This window comes from Prevotella aurantiaca (assembly GCF_015262605.1).
GTDB classification, from domain to species: domain Bacteria; phylum Bacteroidota; class Bacteroidia; order Bacteroidales; family Bacteroidaceae; genus Prevotella; species Prevotella aurantiaca.
On record NZ_JABZSJ010000001.1, the window covers coordinates 64,336 to 87,624 of the forward strand.

The following is a 23,289-nucleotide window of genomic DNA, read 5'->3' on the forward strand; positions in this document are numbered from 1 at the left end:
TACTCACAGCTACCATAACATTCGTGAGATGTGCATTAAACAAAAAATCATTAAACTTAGCTATTTATGAAAAAGCATTTTTCGTTTCTTACGCTCCTACTTGGAATGAGCGTAACAACAGTAGCTGCGCCTATCCAACCACAGAAGGCTAAGCAGTTAGCAGAGAACTTCTTCAAAGGCTCTAAGAACGGTGGAGCAAAGCTGAAGATGAGTTATCAAGCACAAGACGACACTAAAAGTGGTAACAGTCTTTACTATGTTATCAACAGAGGCGATAACCAAGGTTTCGTAGTTGTATCTGGAGATACACGTACGCGTGCTATTTTGGCTTACTCTGACAAGGGCTATCTCGATGAAGAAGCTATCCATAGCCACCCTTCTATCAACGGTATGTTCATCGAATTTGCCGAGCAAATCGAGTGGGCACAGCAGAATATAGAAGACAAACCATCTGAATCTTATAAGTTATTGGCTGCTCGTAACGACTTCAAAGAGCCACGCCACCTTATCGAACCATTATTGGTGGTAGAGAAAAGCAATCGTAATGTAAACCGTGCGACACCTATTAGCTGGGGACAAGACTGGCCTTTCAACCTCTATAGTCCTAATATTGTTGACAACGGACGTAGATATAAGACTGTATCTGGCTGTGTTGCAACGGGTATTGCAACCGTTATGCGTTGGCACGCATGGCCTGCTCGCCCACAGGGATATACCTCTTATACATGGGAATCTACAGGCAAAAGAATGGCCATTAACTATGATGAGCAGCCTGCTTACGACTGGAATAACATGCCAGAAGGTGTAGATGCTTACGGAAGAGACAACAGAACAGGTAGAGAAATAACCGAAGCTCAAGCTGATAACATCGGTCGTTTGTTGCGCGATGTAGGCTATGGTGTTAAGATGGACTTCGGTCCTGCAGAGACAGGAGGTAGTGGTACATTCCTTTATTTGGCTCCTACTACATTAGTAAACAACTTCGGTTACGATGCAAGATTGCAGTTCTTAACTCGTTCACGTTTCTCTGACGCTGCATGGTGGGCTGGTATTCAAGACGAATTAACCAACTACGGACCTGTTGTTTACGTTGGTTATTCAAGAGGCGGAGGCCATTGTTTCGTTGTAGACGGACTTGCAGAGCAGAATTATGTGCACGTTGATTGGGGTTGGAACTATAACTCTAACTGCTGGACTTCAATCGATGTTCTCGAGCCAGGTGGCGACCATGGCATCGGCGGAGGCATTGGTGCATTCAACCGCAACCATCAAATGTTACGCTATTTGAGACCTAATGGCGATGTAAATCCTAACCCAAATCCAGAGCCTAACCCACAGCCTAACCCTGAAGAAGAGAATCTATTCTCTATCGTTAGAACTGTTTCGCCAGCTCAATTCTATCAAGAAGCTGACCAACGTATGACTGTTTCTGTTAAGAATATCAGCAATGCTTCATACAATAACTACTTCAAACTCGTTGCTGTTAAGCAAGGTTCAAGAAATGCAACCAACCTTACAACAACTGCTAACACGATGTATGTTCGAAGCGGAGCAACTAAAGATATCAACTTCTACGCTGATCTTAGAAACTTAGAAAAGGGCAATTACGACTTATACATTAACTATTTAAGCGACAATCAATGGAAAGAAGTGAGCGAAACTGCAGGCCGTATCACCATCAGCAGCAGATCAATAGGTTCTAAACTAATCGTTACTTCACCACTTAATACCATCTCTACCTATGAAGGAGAGGCTGTTAGAATAGAAGTTCCAGTGATGAATGATGGCGACGAAGACTACAATGGCAGAATAGATTTGCGTGCAAATGGCACCTCTATATCTGGTGGTAACCTCAAAATGATAGCTGGTGACAGACTAACTCTTGCATTCAGCACGAACACAACAAACTTCCGTAAGTTGCGTCCAGGTACTTATACATTGACAATTACTTATGGAAATGGACAGAATATGACTTATGGTAACTCAGCAAACTTAGGTAAACTCGTTATCAAGTCTAATGAAAGCCCTTACTATGCAAGCGGTGATGTAAGACTAAACTCTGCATTATTCTATCAGAATGGCAAGTATGTAGGTTCTAAGTACAGCACTATTTCAAAGAATGCGGACCTCACTATTAAAGCATATCTATATTCTTCAAACGGCTTCGAAGGCCCTGTTAAGTTGTTTATCACCGACTCTTACGGCAAGACATCGGGCAACAACGCTGCGCTGGAAAGCGTTAAGAACATCAAGATAGACAAGAATGGCAACGGATACGTTGAGTTTAACGTTAAGCAAGCTGACCTTACAAGCAGCCGTTACTATGTAAACCTCGTTTATAACGATGGTAAGCAGAACGTTTGCAAGAGCTGGGACGGCATCGCTTTCTATGTAAATACAAAGACATCGTACAACAATTCAACTGCAAACTACTATCCAAGCGATAAGGGTATTACAGTAAATGTAAACGGAATCAAGTGCGGTGAAACTTACATGCCTGTTGGTGCAAACGAAGAAAACCTCGAAGTGGGCACAACAGATGGTATCGAAAACATCGCTGTTGAGAGCATTAGCGTCAACCCAACTGTAGCAAGCGAAACTATAACCATAGCAACTACAACAGCTGGAATGGCTAATATCTTCAGCGCAACAGGTGCTAAGGTAGCAGAGTTCTCTCTCAAAGAGGGTAACAACACTATTGCAGTATCTCAGTTTACACCTGGCGTTTACTTCGTGAAGGTGGCAAACAAGACCATGAAGTTCATCAAAAAGTAATTCAGTATAAAATATATTAAGATTGGTTCTGAATTTTTATATAGGTCCCGAAGGTTGGAATGGTCCAACTTTCGGGACTTTCTTTTACACCTAAAAAACCACCCCAACAACTTCAAACCGCACTGCGAACCTTCTGAAAAAACCGACACAGCATGCCAACATAAACATGAATTTTAATTCATATTCTAACGTTGAAACTGCTGTAAAGATTACAACGTAAAACAATAGCATCGCTTTCGTTTTCCAAAAGAGCCTGTTTTGCGTTGCAATATAGGCTCTTTTGCCGTGCAAAACAGGCACTTTTGCAACGCAAAACAATGGGTATTGCAACGCATTGACAGCCTGATAGTTACACCATAGGTATTCTATGGGTAGCATTTGGAACTATTACAGTATTTTTATAACCTCGTTCGTAATATTTAACCATAGTATGTATGCAGAATTAAACAGCCAAAATTATGGAATTATAACATCAGTAAAAGTTCTATAAATATTATATCTTTTTCCTTTGAAAAAGTTGCATTATTAATAATAAATGTATATATTTGCGAATGTTTTGCGAGATATTAGTCATCATCATGACCATCATCTAAATTTATAATCTTCGCAATTGTCATAAGATACGAGAGAGTTTAAAACGAGAGTTACATCAATTTAATTTATCATCATGAAGAGAAAAGCTTACATTAAAACCGTATGCTGGTAGCATTCGGCACTTGGGAGAGTTGGGTATCCATGACCGATAGAAAGTCATAAAATATATTTATCTATCTTTCGGAACAATCTTTTTGCTTAGAAAGATACAAAACCAATCTTAAAACAAAGCATATTCACATGCCATTAAGCATGCGAACACGTTATGCATAGGGTCTGATTTGTCCGTTGCTATGGGAATATTGTGATGCGCTTTAAACAAACAATCATTAAACTTAGCTATTTATGAAAAAGCATTTTCCGTTACTTACGCTTCTATTTGGATTGAGCGTAACAACAGTAGCTGCGCCTATTCAACCACAAAAGGCAAAGCAGTTAGCAGCAAATTTCTTCGGAAATAGTTCTAAAAACAATAGAGCTCCGTTGAAGATTAGTTATCAATCACAAGGCAATGCAACTACTGGCAACAGCCTTTACTACGTCATCAACAAAGGCAACGACCAAGGTTTCGTCGTTATTTCAGGCGATACGCGTACACGCGCAGTCTTGGCTTACTCTGAAAAAGGACATCTAAATGAAGAAGATATCCTTAATCATCAATCGATTCAAGGCATGTTTATCGAGTACGAAGAACAGATAGAATGGGCCATACAAAACGTTAAGGACGTTCCATCTGAATCGTATAAGATGCTCGCTGCACGTCAAGACTTCAAAGAACCACGTCATATTATCGAACCATTATTGGAAGTAAGAAAGAGCAACCGTGCTCAAAAGCGCGCTACTCCAATCAGTATGGGACAGCGTTGGCCTTTCAATCTTTACAGTCCAACGATGGTTAACCACTATAATGAATCTGAAAAAACAGTAGCAGGCTGTGTAGCTACTGGTATCTCTACCGTACTTCGTTGGCACGAATGGCCCGCTCGTCCAAAGGGATCTACCGAATATACATGGAGAAGTACAGGCAAAAAGATGAGCATTAACTACGATGAGCAGCCTGCTTACGACTGGAACATCATGCCAGAAGGTATTGATGCAAAAGGCAACGACCGCGTAACTGGTCAGAGAGTTACCGAAAACCAAGCCGACAACATCGGTCGTTTGTTGCGCGATGTAGGCTATGCCGTACAAATGAACTTTGGTATTTCATCAACAGGAGGTAGTGGAGCAATTCTTTTCAATTCTGTTCCTACATTGATAGAGAACTTCGATTACGATGGCAGACTGGAATGTTTAACACGTACTAACTACTCTAACGACGCTTGGTGGGCTGGTATTCAAGACGAATTGAATAACTATGGCCCTGTCGTATATGGTGGACAATCAAGCCGCGGAGGCCATTGCTTCGTGATAGACGGCCTCGCTGAGAACAGATACGTACACGTTGACTGGGGTTGGAACTACGCTTCCAACTGCTGGAGCTCTATTGATGTGCTCGAACCAGAAAGGCAATACGATGGCGGAGGCGTTGGAGCGTTCAACCGTCACCATCAGATGTTGCGCTATTTGAAGCCATCTGACGGTACAAAATTCGAACAAATCACTTTAGTTGGTGGCTTATCTCAGACCAGATATCAGAAGGAAAGAAACCAAAGCATCTCTATTAGAATTAAGAATCATCGCACTCAAGCATTCTATGGAGCATTCCGTTTGTTAATCAGCAAGGCTGGAAGAAACGACTATAGAACTTTAGAGCAGTCATATAACATGTTTATTGATGGAAACGGAGAACGCGATTATCAATTCTTAGTAGACCTTTCTGGTTATCAAGAAGGTACTTATGACATTCGCGTAAGCTACTCTAAAGATGAAAGAAAATGGGTTGAAATCAGCCAAAATGCTGGTCAAATCACTATCGGAAACGCTAAACCAGAGCCTAAACCAGAGCCAACTCCTGAAATAAAAGACCAGTTCTCTATCGCAAAACAGTGCGAACAAACTGCCTTTAGCCAAGAAGCTGGACAGAAAATAGCTATCGGTGTGAACTACACAGGTACACAAGGCTACTACGATTACCTTAAACTTGTAGCTAAAAAAGAGGGCGGAAACGGCGAATACGACCTTGGTAAGTCGGCTTCAAAGGTTTATATAGACAAGAACGGAAGCAAAACTGTTGTGTTCTATGCAGACTTTAGCAAGGTGCAAAGAGGCAAATACGACTTGCGTATTAGCTATGTTAGCAACGGAAACTGGAAGGAAATCGATGCAAGTGCGGGCCAAATCACTGTTAATAATAAGGCTATTGGCGCTCGTATCGTAGCTACTGCAGTGCTTCCTACACTCTCTACCTTCGAACAAGAGGCGGTTAGAGTTGAAATTCCTGTAGCTAACCAAGGCGATGAAGACTTCAATGGCAAAATCCAATTGCTTGCTAACGGCTCTCCTATCGCTGAAGGTACTCAATCAATCAAGAGCGATGCCGATGCTATGCTCGTATTTACAACTAACACTACAGCCTTCAACAGACTGAAAGCAGGTGAATATACATTGACAGTAGCTTATGGAAATGGTCAAAGAGTAATGTATGCTAACACAGCAAACTTAGGCAAACTCATCATCAAATCTAAGCAACAGCCTACTCCTTCAGTCGGTGATGTAAGAATAAACTCTGCTTTCTTCTATCAGAATGGTAGATATAAGGGTTCTAAGTACTGCACTGTTTCAAGAAATTCTGACCTCACTGTAAAGGCTTATCTATACTCTTCAAACGGCTTTGACGGTCCTGTTAAGGTGTTTATGAGCGACAGCTACGGCAGCAAAGCGGCTACAAACAACGCTCTCGAGGTAGTTAAGAACGTCAAGATTGACAAGCATGGCAGCGGATATGTTGAAGTTTCATTCGACAAGGCACACCTTACTGGCAGCCGTTACTATATCAATGTAAGCTACAACGATGGTACTAAGGATATCTGCAAGACTTATGATGCGATTGCATTCTACGTAAGTTCTTACTACAATTCATACAATAACGATGGCGCAAACAATCAAAGCGACAAGGGATTCACTGTATATGTAGACGACTTTACAGATGGTTTTACATACATTCCTGTAGGTGCTGAAGAGAAGAACCTCGTTGTTGGCGAAGCTACAGCTATCGAAACTATCGACGTTCAGGGCGTTAGCCTATTCCCAACTGTAGCAACCGAGAATATAACTATCGCTACTGCTGAAGCTGGTATGGCTTACATTTACAGCACAACTGGTGCTAAGGTGGCTGAAATAGTACTCAAAGAAGGTAACAATACCGTTGCTGTTTCTCAGTTTACACCTGGCGTTTACTTCGTGAAAGTGGCTAACAAGACTTTGAAGTTCATCAAGAAGTAATCCTTTAAAATACTAATTTAAGATTGGTTCTGAATTTTTATATAGGTCCCGAAGGTTGGTTTTGTCCGACTTTCGGGACCTTCTTTTATCTCCGAAACAATACATCAGTAAACTAAAATCACAGCATCAATATTCCGAAAAACGATGTTTTGCGCGCACACACAGATATGAATTTAAATACATCGTAGTACTTCATATCAACTGTAAACATTACAACACTTAATGGTAGTGGCGCTTTCGTTTTCTAAAAGAGCCTGTTTTGCGTTGCAATATAGGCTCTTTTGCCGTGCAAAACAGGCACTTTTGCAACGCAAAACAATGGGTATTGCAACGCATTGATAACGTGATAGTTACACCATAGGTATTGTATGGGTAGCATTTGTAACTTTTCCAGTGTTTTTATAAGCCCTCTGATGCACTTTCATCGTCGTAAAAAGGCAGTAAAAAACAGATAAGATTTAATTACTATTATATTTACAAAACTTATAGAAACATTTATTATTTTTCACTTTGCAAAGTTGCATTATTCATAAGAAATGCATAAATTTGCGTTAGAAAAATAAGGTTTACACTAACGTAACAACCATCGTCTAAATGTATAACCTTTTCAGATGTCATAAAATATAAGAGGTTTTTAAAGAAAGTTACATTATTTTTATTTCAAAACGTAGATTAAAAAGCAGAAAGAAAATCCGCTTGAGAAAACCAATCGGTACTTAGGAAAGCTCAGTATTCATGCCCCATAAAAGGGGCATTGAATACTTTATCCAATTTGATGAGACACATTTTTCAGTGTAGAAAGAGGTAGAATCAGTCTATATACAGGGCATTTCGCACATGTAAAAAAGCACGCTGGGAACGGAACACATAGGTGGTTTTGTCCTCTCAACTATGGTAACATTCGTGGAATGCACTTTCAACAAACAATCATTTAACTTAACTATTTATGAAAAAGCATTTATCGTTTCTTACGCTATTACTCGGATTAAGTGTAGCAACAGTAGCTGAGCCTATTCAACCGCAGAAGGCTAAGCAGTTAGCAGAGAACTTCTTCAATGTCTCTAAGAGTAAAAAAGCACGGTTGAAGATGAGTTATCAATCGCAAAACAACGCTTCAACAAGCACCCGTCCGTACTATATCATCAACCGAGGCAACAACCAAGGCTTCGTTGTAATATCGGGCGACACGCGTACGCGCGCCGTTTTGGCATACGCTGATAAAGGTTATCTCGACGAAGAACTTATCGAAAGCAATCCCGCAATGAGTGGATTGTTCAACGATTTCGTCGATCAAATAGAGTGGGCACAGCAGAATTTGGAAGACATACCCTCTGAATCGTATCAGAAACTCGCAAGGGCTACGAGATATCACGATGTAATACCTATTATAGAACCATTACTTGAAGTTGAGAAAAGTAATCGTAAAATCAGACGAAAATCGCCCATCAGCTGGGGAGAACTATATCCTTTCAACCTCTATTGCCCTTATTATACAAAAGAAGGTAAACGTACCAAATCTATAACAGGCCCCGTTGCAACTGCTCTTGCAACTGTGATGCGCTGGCACGAATGGCCTGCCCGTCCCAAAGGATCTATACAATATCTATGGGAAAACACGGGTGATACGATGCGTTTAAACTACGACGAGCAACTAGAATACGACTGGAAGAACATGCCTGAAGGTATAGACTACAAAGGAATAAACCGCGAAACAGGTCAGAAAGTAACCAATATTCAAGCTGAGAATATTGGTCGTCTACTGCGAGATGTGGCATATGGTGTGAAAACAAACTTTGACGTTCCTTCTTATGGTGGTAGCAGTGCAAACCTATTTGATGCTCCTAAGACATTGGTTGAGAACTTTAACTACGATAAAGGAGTCCAATTGTTGAGACGTAGCAACTTCTCTTACTCTGTATGGATGGCTGGAATTAAAGACGAATTAACCAATTATGGACCTATAGTATATAGTGGATCCTCAAGATATGATACTGTTTGCTTCGTTATTGACGGCCTTGCTGAAGATGGTTATGTACACATTGATTGGGGAGAAAATAGCTATTCTAACTGCTGGACAGATATTAATATAATAGAATATACTGCTAAAGGACTTGGCATAGATCCTCTTCGATTCGATAGAAACCACTATATGCTACGATATTTAAAGCCAAATGATGGTATTAAACCACAACCGGTAGTAGAAGAAAAGGTCAAATTATCAATCGCAAGGGGTTGTACACCAGCTCAATTTTACAGAGATAATCAACAATATTTTACCATTTCTCTGAAGAATACCAGCAAAACGAAATATCATTACTACCTCAAACTCTCTTTTGTTAAGGAGGGATCAAACGCTGAAACAAAAAGTATAACTACCAGACATGCATCTCTTATTGAAGGCGGAGAAACTAAAGAAGTCGACTTCTACACTGATTTTAGCAACTTTGAGACTGGCAATTACAAGTTACGCATTAGCTATAGAGTCGATGGAAAATGGGTAGCAATAGACGAAAGTGCTGGCATTATCAACATTAAAGAATATCCAGTAGGTCCTCATATTGTAACTACAACTACTCCATCTAACGTTTATACCTATGTGGGAGAAGCTGTTAAGATGGAACTTCCTGTTAAAAATATTGGAAAAGAAGACTATAATGGTAAGATTGAACTACTTGCAAATGGTATTACTATCGCCACTGACAGCATTGCAATTAAGGCTGGCCAATGGGCAGAACTTGCGTTCAACACCAACAACAAAAACTTCCTCAGCTTACAGCCAGGTGATTATAAACTATCAATAGCTTACGGCAACGGAAAGAAGATTATATATCATAACTCGGAGAACTTATGTTCTTTGATTATCGATCCACGGCAAAAGCCAGCTCCTGCTATGGGTAATGTAAGACTTTACTCGGCTATTTTCTATCAAAAAGATAAGTATGTAGGCAGCAGACATTGCACTGTTGCAAAGGGAGTTGACCTTAACGTGAAGGCGTATCTATACTCAACAAGAGGCTTTAAAGGCTTTGTTAAAATCTTTATCACCGACTCTTACGGAAGCAAAGAAGCTAAGATATCAGCTCTTGAAAGTGTTAAGCATGTCCAAATAGATAAGTATGGAAGCGGATTTATAGAATTTAAGGTGAACCACACAAAGCTTACAGACAAACGTTACTATGTAAATATTCTCTACATAGAAGGCGATAAGGAAGTTTGCAGGACTTGGGACTGCGTGCCATTCTACGTGGGTTCTAAAGTGAAATATACTGGTGCAACCAATAATAACGATTCAGACGACGAAGGAATTGTAGTAAATGTAGACGAATTACCACAGCAACCTGCCTACATTCCTGTAGGTTTTGATGAGCGTAATCTTGAAGTAGGCACTACAAATGGCATTGAAACTGTGGGCGTCCAGAGCATTAGTATTCAGCCAACTGTTGCAAACGAGCATGTAACTGTCGCAACAACAGAAGCTGGCACAGCTACCATCTACAGCGCAACAGGTGCAAAGGTGGCTGAAATAGCACTCAAAAAAGGTAGCAATACCATTGCTGTTTCTCAGTTTACACCAGGTATTTACTTCGTGAAGGTGGCTAATCAGACTTTAAAGTTCATCAAGAAGTAATGCACTAAAACACGATATTAAGACTGGTTCTATACTTTTTCATGCGTCCCGAAGGTTGGATTCGTCCGATCTTTGGGACATTCTTTTATGCCCAAATCAACGCTCGAACCAGCACAAATCACAGCTTCGAAATTCCGAAAATACCGATGCCACTTGCCCATATATACATGTATATAAATCCATCTACACACAGCCAAAACTCAATAAATATAACAACGCAAAACAATACTGCCGCTTTCGTTTTCCAAAAGAGCCTGTTTTGCGTTGCAATATAGGCACTTTTGCCGTGCAAAACAGGCTCTTTTGCGATGCAAAACAATGGGTATTGCAACGCACTGATAACAAGATGGTTACGCTATACATATTCAACAAATAAGCGAGAGAGCCTCAACAGCCCTTTTCTTGCATATATATACAATAAAAGCCACGCCCCAAACGGAGCGTGGCTTTATCGTTAATGTGGGTTATTCTTAGTAAGAACGTGCGATAATAACACGATGTTTAGCAGGCTTTCCGCTCACCATGTCAACGCCTTCGGTTTGTTCAAACATGAACGGAACGCAACGAATGGTTGCCTGCGTCTCTTCTTTAATCTTCTCTTCAGTCTCTACTGTACCGTCCCAGTGGCACAAATAGAAGCCACCGTCCTTTACTTTCTCTTTAAATTCGGCATAATTGTCGCACTCATGTATATTTGCGTTGCGGAAATCCAATGCCTTTTTGAAGATGTTAGCCTGAATATCGTCGAGCAAACTCTTTATGCGCTCAACGATACCGTCGAACGATACGCTTTCTTTTTCTAATGTATCGCGACGCATAATCTCCACAGTGTTGTTCTCTAAGTCGCGTCCGCCCATTGCTAAACGCACAGGAACGCCCTTGAGTTCGTAGTCGGCGAACTTGAAACCAGGTCGTTTGTTGTCGCAATCGTCGTACTTTACGCTGATGCCGAGCTTACGAAGCTCGTCGATAACAGGCTGAAGCTTCGCCGAAATAGCCGCTAACTGCTCGTCACCCTTAAAGATTGGCACGATAACAACCTGTATTGGAGCAATCTTTGGAGGGAGTACAAGACCGTTGTCGTCCGAGTGTGTCATGATGAGCGCACCTACAAGGCGAGTACTTACACCCCATGATGTAGCCCAAACGTATTCTGGTTTGTTCTCCTTATTAAGGAAAGTAACGTCGAACGACTTAGCAAAGTTCTGACCAAGGAAGTGCGATGTGCCGCTCTGTAGCGCCTTTCCGTCTTGCATCATCGCCTCGATGGTGTATGTATCCAACGCTCCTGCGAAGCGTTCGGTCTCGCTTTTCACGCCCTGCACCACAGGAATGGCGAGCCATTGTTCGGCAAAGTCGGCATAAACCTTAAGCATTTTCTTTGCTTCATCTACTGCTTCTTCGCGTGTTGCATGCGCTGTGTGGCCCTCTTGCCATAGGAATTCCGATGTACGGAGGAAAGGACGGGTACGCATTTCCCATCTCATTACGTTGCACCACTGGTTGCACATCAATGGTAAATCGCGATATGAGTGTATCCAATTCTTATAAGTGTTCCATATAATGGTCTCGCTTGTTGGGCGAATGATAAGTTCTTCTTCAAGCTTAGCAGCTGGGTCCACCTCTACTCCACCCTCTTTCTCGTTAGAACGGAGGCGATAGTGTGTAACCACGGCACACTCTTTGGCAAATCCTTCTACGTGTTCAGCTTCGCGAGAAAGGAAGCTCTTCGGTATAAGAAGGGGGAAATAAGCATTCTGTGCACCTGTTTCTTTAAACATTTTGTCTAACTGTGCTTGCATCTTTTCCCATATAGCGTAACCGTAAGGCTTAATTACCATACAGCCACGGACGGGCGATTGCTCGGCTAATTCAGCCTTAACAACCAAGTCGTTGTACCACTGTGAGTAGTTCTCAGCACGCTTGGTAAGATGTTTTAGTTCTTTTGCCATAATCTATATTAACTTTTTCTTATTATTCATTACTATAGGTTAATTCCCCAACGGAATAGGAATTTTCCTCCATTTTGTTTACGCAATAGGCGTAACTTTGTGCAAAATTACAAAAAAATGTTGGCAAACGACATATTAAAATCAAAATAGTTGTATCTTTGTTTTGCAAGTAACGACTAATCGTCAAGCAAGTTCAACAGGATAACAGCGGTAAGTCGTTTAGCTTACAGAGAGCATATATTAAAGTAAAATAATTAAAGTTATACGCATTATGAAGAATTTAAAGACAATAGCAGCTGGACTTTGTGTCGCTACTCTCGTATCAAGTTGTGCAACAAACCAACAAACTTATGGTGCAGCAGGCGGAGGAGCAGGTGCCGTTCTTGGCGGTATCGTGGGCAATGTAATTGGTAAAAACACGAAAGGCACTATGATCGGTGCTGCAATTGGAGCCGCAGTAGGTGCTGGAACAGGTGCTATCATCGGTCGTCACATGGACAAAGTGAAGCAACAAACCCAATCACAGGTGGACAATGCAAAGATTGAAACAGTTAAAGATGCTAACGGTTTCGATTGTGTCAAGGTTACTTTCGACTCTGGAATCCTCTTCGCACTCAACAGTTCTACCCTCAATGCTTCTGCAAAAAATGACTTAACAAAGTTCGCTGGCGTTATGAAGCAGAACAACGACTGCGACGTTGCCATTCAAGGATACACCGATGCATCGGGTAACGACGATATAAATATTCCACTATCAGAGCGTCGTGCTAAGGCGGTATCGTCTTTCTTGCGTAGCAATGGCGTATCTTCAAGACAGATTCGCACCGTTGAAGGACTCGGTAGTTCAAACCCTATTGAGAACAAACGCATCAGCCAAGCCAACCGAAGAGTAGAGGTTTACTTGTACGCTTCTAAGGAAATGATTGACAAGGCCAATAAAGGTCGCTTGTAATTACATAAGGTAAATTTGACTAATATATCTACAAAAAGGGCGCGTTCCTCTTTCGGAGCGCGCCTTATTTTGTGTGTTTGGAAGAACACAACATGGGGTGTAGCAAGTTGATGAATATTCTTTTCATGCTTATTACACCTTACAATTATTTTTAATATGGGCAGAAAATAAGTATGTAATACATGTAGCTACAAAGGAATAAACCCACTCCTTCTTTGTAAAGAAAATATCAATGAAAAACGATAGCATCGGTTTCGCATTGCAAAAGAGCCTATATTGCAAGGCAAAAGGGCCTGTTTTGCCGTGCAAAAGAGGCTGTTTTGCAATGTAAAACAAGGGGTATTGCAATATGCTGATAACGAGTATGTTACACAAAAGATACGCTTCTGTAAAATGTTTACAATTTTACAGAAGCGTTATTGCCTTTATCGTTAAAAATGAAAACGAATATTTTAAGGAACGAAAGCCTAATTTGACCACTCGAATACAAGGACTTCCGATTCTGAAAAGCACAACTCTTCCCCACCCTAAAGCAGACTTCTGCTGTGCTTTCGCTATCTTTACATGAGCATTGGAACTACGAAACGGGCCAGACAATAGCCGCCTCCAATGAGCCAACAATAGATAATGGCTGCCAACAAGAAGGGTTTAAAACCTGCTTTCTTAAACTTATCTATGCTTGTTTCTGCTCCCAATGCCGTCATAGCCATTGTCAAAAGGAAGGTGTCTAAGGTTACAATGCCTTTCACAACTGGCTCGGGCAACAGGTTAAAACTATTGAAACAGATTACAAGTAGGAACATTATGGCAAACCAAGGCACCTGTATTTTGCTCTTCTTACCCTCTGTCTGTTCGCGATTGGCAACGTCTTTTGCCACAAAAAAGGCGATAACGAGTAGCACAGGAACCAACATCATAACACGAATCATTTTTACTATGATGGCATTATCGCTGATTGCGGCTCCCATTGCATTGCCTGCTCCTACCACGTGGGCTACTTCGTGTATGGTAGAACCAGCGAAAATGCCCATCTGTTGAGCGGGCAAATCGAACACGCCAGCACGATAAAGAACGGGATAAAGGAACATGGAGAGGGTGCCAAAGATAACTACTGTGGCTACGGCAACAGCAGTTTTGTAGGGCTTCGGACGTATTGCGCCGTCCACACCCATAACGGCTGCCGCTCCACAAATGGCACTTCCGCAGGCTGTAAGCAACGCTATGCTGCGGTCCATCTTTAGCAATTTGCCCACGAAAAGGCCGAGCAGAATGGTTACGGTTACTACAATGGCATCGATAATGATGGCTGGTAAGCCAACAGCGGTGATGTCTTGGAAGGTTAATTTAAAGCCGTACAGAATGATACCGAAGCGTAAAATACGTTTCGAACAGAATACAATACCAGGTGTCCACGTCTCTGGCAGGTTGTTTCTTAGGCTGTTAGCGTAAAGCATACCAAGGATAATACCGATTATCATTGGCGAAAACGACAGGGTTTTGGCAAACTCCATGTCGCCGAGATAAAAGGCAGCACATGCAAAAAGTGCCATTAAAAGGACTCCATGAAGCATGCTACTGCGTTGTTCTGTAAGTTTCATATATGTTGTTTTATTACTTGTTATTCGCTCTTTGCAGGCTTATTTCTGAGTCGAAAAAGTATCATAACACGGTTTTATTGCTGCAAAGGTACAGAAAAATCAATAACTCGGTTATACAGAACGACAATTATTTAACATCTTCTACCTACCCTTTGCACCTCCATTGTAAAAGAAATAGAAGCCTATCCCCATTATTAGGTATTTTATTAAAGTTTTAAGTAGATTGTGTTTTCCCTACAACGATTTCTTTGTATCTTTGTAGTAGTTAAGTGGCTTTGGGGGTATCAGTCTGCAAGTTGCTAATACCTGCCATCGCATTACTTTTGTTTTAAAGGACAAGATTATGAAGTTATCAGAACTGAAGACAGGCGAAACTGGCATCATTGTTAAGGTTTCGGGACATGGAGGCTTCAGAAAACGAATTATAGAGATGGGGTTTATCAACGGAAAAGAGGTGAAAGTACTCCTCAATGCTCCGCTGCAAGACCCTGTGAAATACCGCATTATGGGCTACGAGGTAAGCCTCCGACACAGCGAAGCGGACCTGATTGAGGTGATGGCTGTGGACGCAACGCCTCGTAACACAATGGATAACACTCAATACAACCCCGCTATTGAGGCCGACCCTACCGACCCTTTTGACCCCGCACTCACGCCCGACGAGGCTGTGAAAGTGGCCAACCGAAAGCACCACACCATCAATGTGGCGCTCGTGGGCAACCCTAACTGCGGCAAAACATCGCTCTTTAACTTTGCTTCGGGGGCGCACGAACGTGTCGGAAACTACTCGGGCGTTACGGTAGATGCCAAGTATGGCTACACCGATATGCTGGGCTACCACTTCGAATTGGTCGATTTGCCAGGCACATATAGTCTTTCTGCTTACAGTCCAGAGGAACTTTACGTGCGCAAACAAATCGTTGAGAAAACACCAGACATCGTTATCAACGTTATCGATGCATCGAACCTCGAGCGTAACCTCTACCTTACTACGCAACTAATTGATATGCATGTACCTATGGTATGTGCGCTAAACATGTACGACGAGGTAGAAAACAGGGGCGACAACATCGACTATAAGAAGCTCGGAACGCTGCTCGGAGTGCCTATGGTGCCCACTGTATTCAAGTCGGGAAGGGGCGTTGAGGACCTGTTCAGAACGGTAATACAGAACTATGAGGGCAAAGATGGCGACTCTCTGCTATACCGCCACATTCACATCAACCATGGACACGAACTCGAAAATGGTATTGCCGAAATAAAGGAACACTTGAAACGTGAACCTGATATTAAGCAAAAGTACTCTACGCGCTACCTTGCGATTAAGCTATTGGAGAACGATAAGGAAACTGAAAAGCTTGTTTCTACTTTCTCGGAGGCCAAAGAGATAATGCAACACCGCGACGAAACGGCACAAAGAGTAAAGGAAGAAACGGGTAAAGATAGCGAAACGGCTATCATGGACGCTAAGTATGGTTTCATTCACGGAGCGTTGCAAGAGGCTAAATATACCACAGGCGAAGGTAAAGATACTTATACTACCACTCGCAAAGTAGACAAAATACTAACGAATAAGTATCTGGGCTTCCCGCTTTTCTTCCTCATTCTCTTTGTCATGTTTACTGCAACGTTCACTCTTGGGCAGTATCCTATGGACTGGATTGATGCTGGTGTGGCTTGGATTTCGGAACTTTTAAACAACGTTTTGCCCGATGGTCCAGTGAAAGCCATGCTCGTTGATGGTGCCATTGCGGGTGTTGGAGCCGTTATTGTGTTCCTTCCGCAAATCCTAATCCTATACTTTTTCATCTCGTACATGGAGGATTGCGGCTACATGTCGCGCGCTGCTTTCATCATGGACAGGCTCATGCACAAAATGGGACTGCATGGAAAGTCGTTCATTCCGCTTATTATGGGCTTCGGTTGCAACGTTCCTGCCGTCATGGCAACGCGTACAATAGAGAGCAAACGCAGTCGTTTGGTTACGATGTTGGTATTGCCTATGATGAGCTGTTCGGCTCGCTTACCTATTTATATAATGATAACGGGATCGTTTTTTGCTGCTCAATATCGCTCAACTGTTATGATGGCGCTTTACATTATCGGTATTCTGATAGCGGTATTGCTGGCTCGTCTTTTCTCTAAAACTCTTGTAAAGGGCGAAGATACACCTTTTGTGATGGAACTTCCACCCTACCGTTTCCCTACATGGAAGGCGATAGGACGCCACACTTGGGAGAAAGGTAAGCAGTATTTGAAGAAGATGGGAGGCATCATTCTGGTGGCTTCGGTCATCGTTTGGGCCTTAGGCTACTTCCCATTGCCCGACAATCCCGACATGGGAAAGCAGGAACAGCAGGAGCAAAGCTACATTGGCAGAATAGGAAAGACCATCGAACCTGTGTTCCGCCCGATGGGTTTCGATTGGCGTTTAGACGTTGGTTTGCTTGCTGGTGTGGGCGCAAAGGAGATTGTTGCTTCTACGATGGGCGTGCTATATACCAACAACGACTCGTTCAAAGACGACAATGAGTACAACAATGAAAGCGGTAAATACGAACTATTGCGCCACCAAATGACTGCCGACATTGCGAAACGAAACAACATTTCATACGATGCGGCAAAGCCTTTGGCCACGCTAACGGCTTTCTGTTTCTTGCTTTTTGTGTTGCTCTACTTCCCTTGTGTGGCTACCATTGCAGCCATAAAAGGCGAAACGGGCAGTTGGAAATGGGGCTTGTTTGCTGCCTTCTACACCACAGCATTAGCATGGGTGGTCAGCGCTATCGTCTTCCAAGTGGGCAGACTCTTCCTCTAACAGCACGTACCGAAGGCCCCGCTCCGTGCTAATATGGGTGCGGAGGTGGGTGTATTGTTCTTGTAAAATTAGGTAAAAAACGTCAATTCACCCACTGGAATGGTGCGGATAGTGTAATTATTGTATATCTTTGTAATCTGAAATCTGAAAACTTTGTAATATGAAAAGATATATCTTAGGTGCCATTTGTACCTTTATGGCAGCCACAGCCATCGCTCAAGAGTACCACGGAGAGATGGAACGACTGTATCCCGATAAGGTTAAGACACCTCAAACAAACAAGAAAACAACTCAACCAACTAACAAAACCACTACGACAACGACTGCGGAAGAGGCCACAACACTACTTCCTGAGTTGCAACAGCTAGCCAACGAACTGCTTAAAGGGCATAAAGGCAGCATTATTGCCATCAGACCAAGCACAGGAGAGGTGATATGTTTGGCGACAAACTCGCCCGAAGGACCGAACAACGACCTCGCTATTGCCACCGCTTATGCCCCTGGTTCTACCTTTAAAACGGCTCAAGCGCTGACGTTTCTGTCGGAAGGAATCATCAAGGCCGATACAAAACAAACGTGCTTTGGGGCTTTTCGTGAAGAGAACATCAAGGTGAAGTGCCACAAACACGCCTCTCCGCTGATGCTACGCAGTGCCATTGCCAACTCGTGCAACACTTTTTTCCTAAAGTCTTTCAAGGATATGATTGGCAATAAAGCCAAATATGGCTCTTTCGATGTAGCCATCGAAAAGTGGCATAGCTATATGAAGAGCATGGGATTGGGCGGTCCGCTCGGCATTGATATGCCCGGAGAGAAGGGCGGTTTGCTGCCTACTTCAAACTATTTAGCACGCCGTTACAGGAATGGATGGAGACCATTGACCATTATTTGGACGGGTATGGGACAGGGAGACATCACTGTTACACCGCTTCAGCTTTGCAATCTTGCAGCCTCGATAGCCAACCGTGGCTACTTCTACACACCGCATATTCGTCCTAATACGCCCGAAAATCCGTTGCCAAAACGTTTTCTCGAACGCCACCAAACGCTTGTTTCGGCTGACGCTTATACTCCTGTGATTGAAGGAATGCGCAATGTTGTAACATGGGGAACGGCCCGTGCCATCAATACAAAGGAATTTTCGATTTGCGGAAAGACGGGTACAGTGGAAAACGAGGGCAAAGACCACTCTGCATTTATCGCCTTTGCACCTATGAACAACCCTCAAATTGCCATTTCAGTGTTCATCGAAAACGCTGGATTTGGGGCTGATGTGGCTGCTCCGATGGCCGCAAAGATAATTCATAAAGCACTGAAAAAGTAGGCCCGACTGGCTACTTTGGGTTCCGATAAGACCCATGCACAAACAGCGTATAGCCTCAGCAGCAATGCTATACAGCCTATGCAGCAAAGATGCTGCATGGTTTGCAGTCCGAACGCGAAGCCGTAGCACATAATGTGCAGAGGCTCTGCATTCGGACTTTATCGTTTATATAGTCAGAGAAAGTAGATTTTTTAACGTTCCGATGGTGCTGTTCTTGCTACTTTTTTTTGCTTTTCTCGCAAAACATTCTTACTTTTGTAGGGATAACAAACAACAACAAATGAAAACTGGATTGGTATTAGAAGGTGGCGCAATGCGTGGCTTATTCACTGTGGGTGTCATCGATGTTATGATGGAAAACGGCATCGAATTCGATGGCGCAGTGGGCGTTTCGGCTGGCGCAGCCTTTGGTTGCAACTACAAAACAAAGCAGATTGGGCGTGCAATTCGTTACAATAAGCGCTTCGCAAAAGACCGACGGTATGCCTCTTGGTGGTCGCTCTTCACCACAGGCAACTACTTTAACGCTGAATTTGCCTACCATACGCTGCCCAACGAACTGGATATTGCCGACTTCGAAACCTTCCGTAATAATCCAATGGAGTTCTGGGCGGTGGCCACCAATGTGGGTTCGGGTAAGGCTGTGTACCGAAATCTGAAGACGTTAGACTATGACGAACTGGAGTTTATAAGGGCTTCGGCATCTATGCCGCTTATGTCTAAGGTGGTAAATCTGAACGGACAACGCCTTTTAGATGGTGGTGTGGCCGACTCAATACCGCTCGACTTCTTCCAACGGCAGGGATATGAGCGCAACGTTGTGGTACTAACGCAGCCCAAAGGCTATCGAAAGCGACCCATAAACATTATGCCGCTGATGCGATTACAGCTAAATCACCACCCAAAAATGATAAAAGCACTCGCAGAACGACACATTATGTATAATAAACAGCTCGATTTTGTTCTGCAAGAGGAGCAGGCTGGCCACATATTTGTTATTCGACCACAAGCCGCTCTAAACGTCGGACGCATGACACACAACCCCGAAAAGATGCAAGAAATATACGAAGAAGGACGAAAAGTAGCCACTGCCGAACTGCAAAAGCTACAACAATTCTTGGCAAAATAGCAACATCGAGATTACAAAAAACAACATCAAAACCGAACAATAAATACACAAACACACAGCAATAAAATAATTCTTTTTGGAAAACTTAGACGTCATTGTTTTCCAAAAAATTTTCCAAAAAGAAAAATTTTCGACTCTTTCATTTCGCAAAAGGTTTACTCTTTTTTCTAAATAAGCAAAGAACGTTCGCTTTAAAGCGTATTTTTTATATGCTTATTATCAGTTAGTTACAAAATGCAATGGTCGGTTCAGCTTAAAAAGACAGGAATTTTTTCGCTGGAAAAATTTGTTTTATTCGTTTTCTTTTTCCTACCTTTGCAACAGATAAAGTTTACCAAAACGATATTCAACAATTAAAAACAGAGTGCATCAATAAGGCAACATTAACACCAAATAAATAACAAGGATATACTAAAAAGTTAAGATGAAGAATTTCACCATTACCAAACGTGACGGCTCTAAGGACCGTTTCTCACTCGACAAGATTATGAATGCCATCATAAAGGCATTCGAAAGCGTAGGCGAACCTACCGACCTCGGCACAGTTTCTAAAGTTCTTGCGAACATAGACATTCATGATGACATTAAAGTAGAGGACATTCAAAACCAAGTAGAAGAGGCTTTAATGAAGGAAGGACACTACCATGTGGCCAAAAGCTTCATTGTTTACCGCCACCAACACACCGAAGACAGAGAGGTATTAGAGAAGATGCGCTTCCTAACAGACTACTGTCATGCTGAGAATGCAGCCACTGGATCGAAGTTTGATGCCAATGCTAACGTGGAAAACAAGAACATTGCAACGCTCATAGGCGAACTTCCAAAGCAGGGTTTCATACGTTTAAACCGCCGATTGCTTACCGATCGCATTAAGAAAATGTATGGTAAAGAGGTTTCGGACGAGTATTTGCACTTGTTGAACAACCACTTTATATATAAGAACGACGAGACAAACCTCGCCAATTACTGCGCTTCTATCACCATGTACCCATGGCTTATCGGTGGAACAACGTCGATTGGAGGTAACTCTACAGCCCCAACCAACCTTAAAAGCTTCTGCGGTGGCTTCATAAACATGGTGTTTATGGTGTCAAGTATGCTTGCAGGAGCATGCGCAACACCCGAGTTCTTAATGTATATGAACTACTTTATACAGAAAGAATACGGCAAAGACTACTGGAAAAACCCTGAAAAGGTGGTGGACTTGAGCTTGAAACAACGCACAATAGATAAGATTATAACCGACTTCTTCGAGCAAATCGTGTACTCGTTGAACCAACCAACAGGTGCAAGAAACTACCAAGCGGTGTTCTGGAACATATCGTATTACGACAAGTTCTACTTCGAATCGCTCTTCGATAGCTTCTATTTCCCTGACGGATCGCAGCCCGATTGGGACGGTGTATCATGGCTACAAAAGCGCTTCATGACTTGGTTTAACCAGGAACGCACTAAGGCTGTGCTTACATTCCCAGTTGAAACAATGGCGCTTCTCTCTGAAAATGGTGAATGCCGCGATACCGAATGGGCTGACTTTGCAGCTCAAATGTATGCTGACGGACACAGTTTCTTTACTTATATGAGCGACAATGCCGACTCGTTAAGCTCATGCTGCCGTCTCCGTAATGAGATTCAAGACAACGGTTTCTCGTACACACTCGGTGCAGGAGGCGTATCAACAGGTTCTAAGAGTGTGCTTACCATCAACTTAAACCGCTGCATCCAGTACGCAGTCAATAAGAATCTCGACTACAAAGAGTATCTTTCACACATCATAGACCTTTGTCATAAGGTGCAATTGGCATACAATGAGAACCTGAAAGACTTGCTAAAACACCACATGTTGCCGCTCTTCGACGCTGGATACATCAATATCGACCGCCAATACCTTACCATTGGTATCAACGGACTGGTTGAAGCAGCCGAGTTTATGGGCTTGAATATTACACCTAACAACGAATACAAGGAGTTTGTACAAACCGTCTTAGGGCTTATCGAGACTTATAATAAGCAGTATCGCACGAAGGAAGCCATGTTCAACTGCGAGATGATACCTGCCGAAAACGTTGGTGTGAAGCACGCAAAGTGGGACAAAGCCGATGGATACTTCGTACCACGCGACTGCTATAACAGCTATTTCTATCGCGTAGAAGACAATTCTTTAACGATATTGGATAAGTTCCGCTTGCACGGAGCGCCTTACATAGAACACCTTACAGGTGGTTCGGCACTGCACATGAACCTCGATGAGCATCTCTCACAGGCTCAATACCGCCAGCTAATGCGCGTTGCTGCAGAGGAAGGATGCAACTATTTCACGTTCAACATACCGAATACGGTGTGCAACGAGTGCGGACACATCGACAAACGTAACCTTAAAGAGTGCCCACACTGCCACTCTGAGAACGTAGATTACCTTACCCGAGTTATCGGATATATGAAGCGTGTAAGCAATTTCTCGGCTGCTCGTCAGACAGAAGCAGGCAAACGCTACTACGCAACAAAGGAAAAGTATACAGTATAGGTCCTCAAGCGTGAGGTGCATGAGGGTGCATTTCATTACACCTTCAATGATTTATATTTTCGTTTATAGTGTGTGCATACTGCGTTGAGCAGTGTGCACACCGTTTTAATAAAGGCTTTTTAAATGCTAAAATACGTAGATACCGACATAGTATTCCAAGAATTCCCCGACGAAGTAACGCTGGCCATCAACTTATCGAACTGTCCTTGCCGCTGTCCGGGCTGCCATAGCACCTTCTTATGGAAGGATGTAGGCGACGCTTTAACCCCCGAAGCAATAGAAAAGTTGCTGAACGAGCATGGCGAACGCATTACCTGCATCGGCTTTATGGGTGGCGACAGCGAACCAGAGGCCATCGACCGTTTGGCTGCTTATATGCGAATGCAACACAAGGAGATAAAGGTGGGCTGGTACACTGGCCGCACTACCATAGCAGCGGAGATTCAACTGCCCCACTTCGATTATATTAAGGTTGGACCATACATTCGCCATTTGGGTGGATTAGACAGCCGACGAACCAACCAACACATGTATAGGATAACGGAAGACAGGAAGTTGGAGGATATTACCAACCTGTTTTGGAAGAAATAAAGCTTTTAGAAAAAAGCGTG

11 protein-coding genes are annotated in these 23,289 nt (G+C 42.8%); 9 read left to right on the forward strand and 2 right to left on the reverse strand.

Annotated features, from left to right (window positions below; translation table 11 throughout):
* Positions 1–66 precede the first annotated feature (66 nt).
* The 3 genes from HXN26_RS00230 (at position 67) to HXN26_RS00240 (ending at position 10,381) form a co-directional block, all read left to right on the forward strand.
* The gene (locus tag HXN26_RS00230) at positions 67–2,775 is read left to right on the forward strand and encodes a C10 family peptidase (protein WP_273158037.1); all 2,709 of its coding nucleotides are present in this window, start codon (positions 67–69) and stop codon (positions 2,773–2,775) included.
* Positions 2,776–3,714: 939 nt separating this feature from the next.
* Positions 3,715–6,753, forward strand: a complete 3,039-nt coding sequence (locus HXN26_RS00235; protein WP_273158039.1) for a C10 family peptidase — start codon at positions 3,715–3,717, stop codon at positions 6,751–6,753.
* 946 nt (positions 6,754–7,699) lie between these two features.
* Positions 7,700–10,381: a C10 family peptidase gene (locus tag HXN26_RS00240; RefSeq protein ID WP_273158041.1), complete on the forward strand. Its 2,682-nt coding sequence runs from the start codon at positions 7,700–7,702 to the stop codon at positions 10,379–10,381.
* 470 nt (positions 10,382–10,851) lie between these two features.
* Here the strand turns inward: HXN26_RS00240 and proS are convergent, their stop codons facing one another.
* Entirely contained in the window at positions 10,852–12,333 is a 1,482-nt protein-coding gene (gene proS, locus HXN26_RS00245; RefSeq protein WP_273158043.1) for a proline--tRNA ligase, read from the reverse strand.
* 271 nt (positions 12,334–12,604) lie between these two features.
* Between proS and HXN26_RS00250 the strand changes: the two genes are divergently transcribed.
* A complete protein-coding gene (locus tag HXN26_RS00250; protein ID WP_024999711.1) occupies positions 12,605–13,285 on the forward strand; it encodes a YiaD family glycine zipper/OmpA-like lipoprotein in 681 nt (226 codons plus the stop codon).
* Positions 13,286–13,845: 560 nt separating this feature from the next.
* On the opposite strand, the gene HXN26_RS00255 is transcribed toward HXN26_RS00250, so the two are convergent.
* The gene (locus HXN26_RS00255; RefSeq protein ID WP_273158047.1) at positions 13,846–14,883 is read right to left on the reverse strand and encodes a YeiH family protein; all 1,038 of its coding nucleotides are present in this window, start codon (positions 14,881–14,883) and stop codon (positions 13,846–13,848) included.
* Between the two features lie 343 nt (positions 14,884–15,226).
* Here HXN26_RS00255 and feoB point away from each other — a divergent pair, with 343 nt between their 5' ends.
* The 5 genes from feoB (at position 15,227) to nrdG (ending at position 23,269) form a co-directional block, all read left to right on the forward strand.
* Complete coding sequence (gene feoB / locus HXN26_RS00260; RefSeq protein WP_273158049.1) at positions 15,227–17,701, forward strand: ferrous iron transport protein B; 2,475 nt, start codon at positions 15,227–15,229, stop codon at positions 17,699–17,701.
* 160 nt (positions 17,702–17,861) lie between these two features.
* On the forward strand, positions 17,862–19,025 hold the full coding sequence (locus HXN26_RS00265) for a penicillin-binding transpeptidase domain-containing protein (protein WP_273158051.1): 1,164 nt from the start codon (positions 17,862–17,864) through the stop codon (positions 19,023–19,025).
* 280 nt (positions 19,026–19,305) lie between these two features.
* Positions 19,306–20,154 (forward strand): patatin-like phospholipase family protein, encoded by an 849-nt coding sequence (locus tag HXN26_RS00270; protein ID WP_273158053.1) that lies wholly within the window; start codon positions 19,306–19,308, stop codon positions 20,152–20,154.
* Positions 20,155–20,578: 424 nt separating this feature from the next.
* On the forward strand, positions 20,579–22,678 hold the full coding sequence (gene nrdD / locus HXN26_RS00275; RefSeq protein ID WP_273158054.1) for an anaerobic ribonucleoside-triphosphate reductase: 2,100 nt from the start codon (positions 20,579–20,581) through the stop codon (positions 22,676–22,678).
* A gap of 123 nt (positions 22,679–22,801) precedes the next feature.
* A complete protein-coding gene (nrdG, locus tag HXN26_RS00280) occupies positions 22,802–23,269 on the forward strand; it encodes an anaerobic ribonucleoside-triphosphate reductase activating protein (protein WP_273158056.1) in 468 nt (155 codons plus the stop codon).
* The last annotated feature ends 20 nt before the right edge of the window (positions 23,270–23,289 follow it).

What these genes read in the sequence shown, in the direction of transcription:
- nrdG (WP_273158056.1), top strand. Translation starts at nt 22,802, where the DNA reads ATGCTAAAATACGTAGATACCGACATAGTATTCCAAGAATTCCCCGAC.
- HXN26_RS00250 (WP_024999711.1), top strand. Translation starts at nt 12,605, where the DNA reads ATGAAGAATTTAAAGACAATAGCAGCTGGACTTTGTGTCGCTACTCTC.
- nrdD (WP_273158054.1), top strand. Translation starts at nt 20,579, where the DNA reads ATGAAGAATTTCACCATTACCAAACGTGACGGCTCTAAGGACCGTTTC.
- feoB (WP_273158049.1), top strand. Translation starts at nt 15,227, where the DNA reads ATGAAGTTATCAGAACTGAAGACAGGCGAAACTGGCATCATTGTTAAG.
- HXN26_RS00255 (WP_273158047.1), bottom strand. Translation starts at nt 14,883, where the DNA reads ATGAAACTTACAGAACAACGCAGTAGCATGCTTCATGGAGTCCTTTTA.
- HXN26_RS00235 (WP_273158039.1), top strand. Translation starts at nt 3,715, where the DNA reads ATGAAAAAGCATTTTCCGTTACTTACGCTTCTATTTGGATTGAGCGTA.
- proS (WP_273158043.1), bottom strand. Translation starts at nt 12,333, where the DNA reads ATGGCAAAAGAACTAAAACATCTTACCAAGCGTGCTGAGAACTACTCA.
- HXN26_RS00270 (WP_273158053.1), top strand. Translation starts at nt 19,306, where the DNA reads ATGAAAACTGGATTGGTATTAGAAGGTGGCGCAATGCGTGGCTTATTC.
- HXN26_RS00265 (WP_273158051.1), top strand. Translation starts at nt 17,862, where the DNA reads ATGAAAAGATATATCTTAGGTGCCATTTGTACCTTTATGGCAGCCACA.
- HXN26_RS00230 (WP_273158037.1), top strand. Translation starts at nt 67, where the DNA reads ATGAAAAAGCATTTTTCGTTTCTTACGCTCCTACTTGGAATGAGCGTA.
- HXN26_RS00240 (WP_273158041.1), top strand. Translation starts at nt 7,700, where the DNA reads ATGAAAAAGCATTTATCGTTTCTTACGCTATTACTCGGATTAAGTGTA.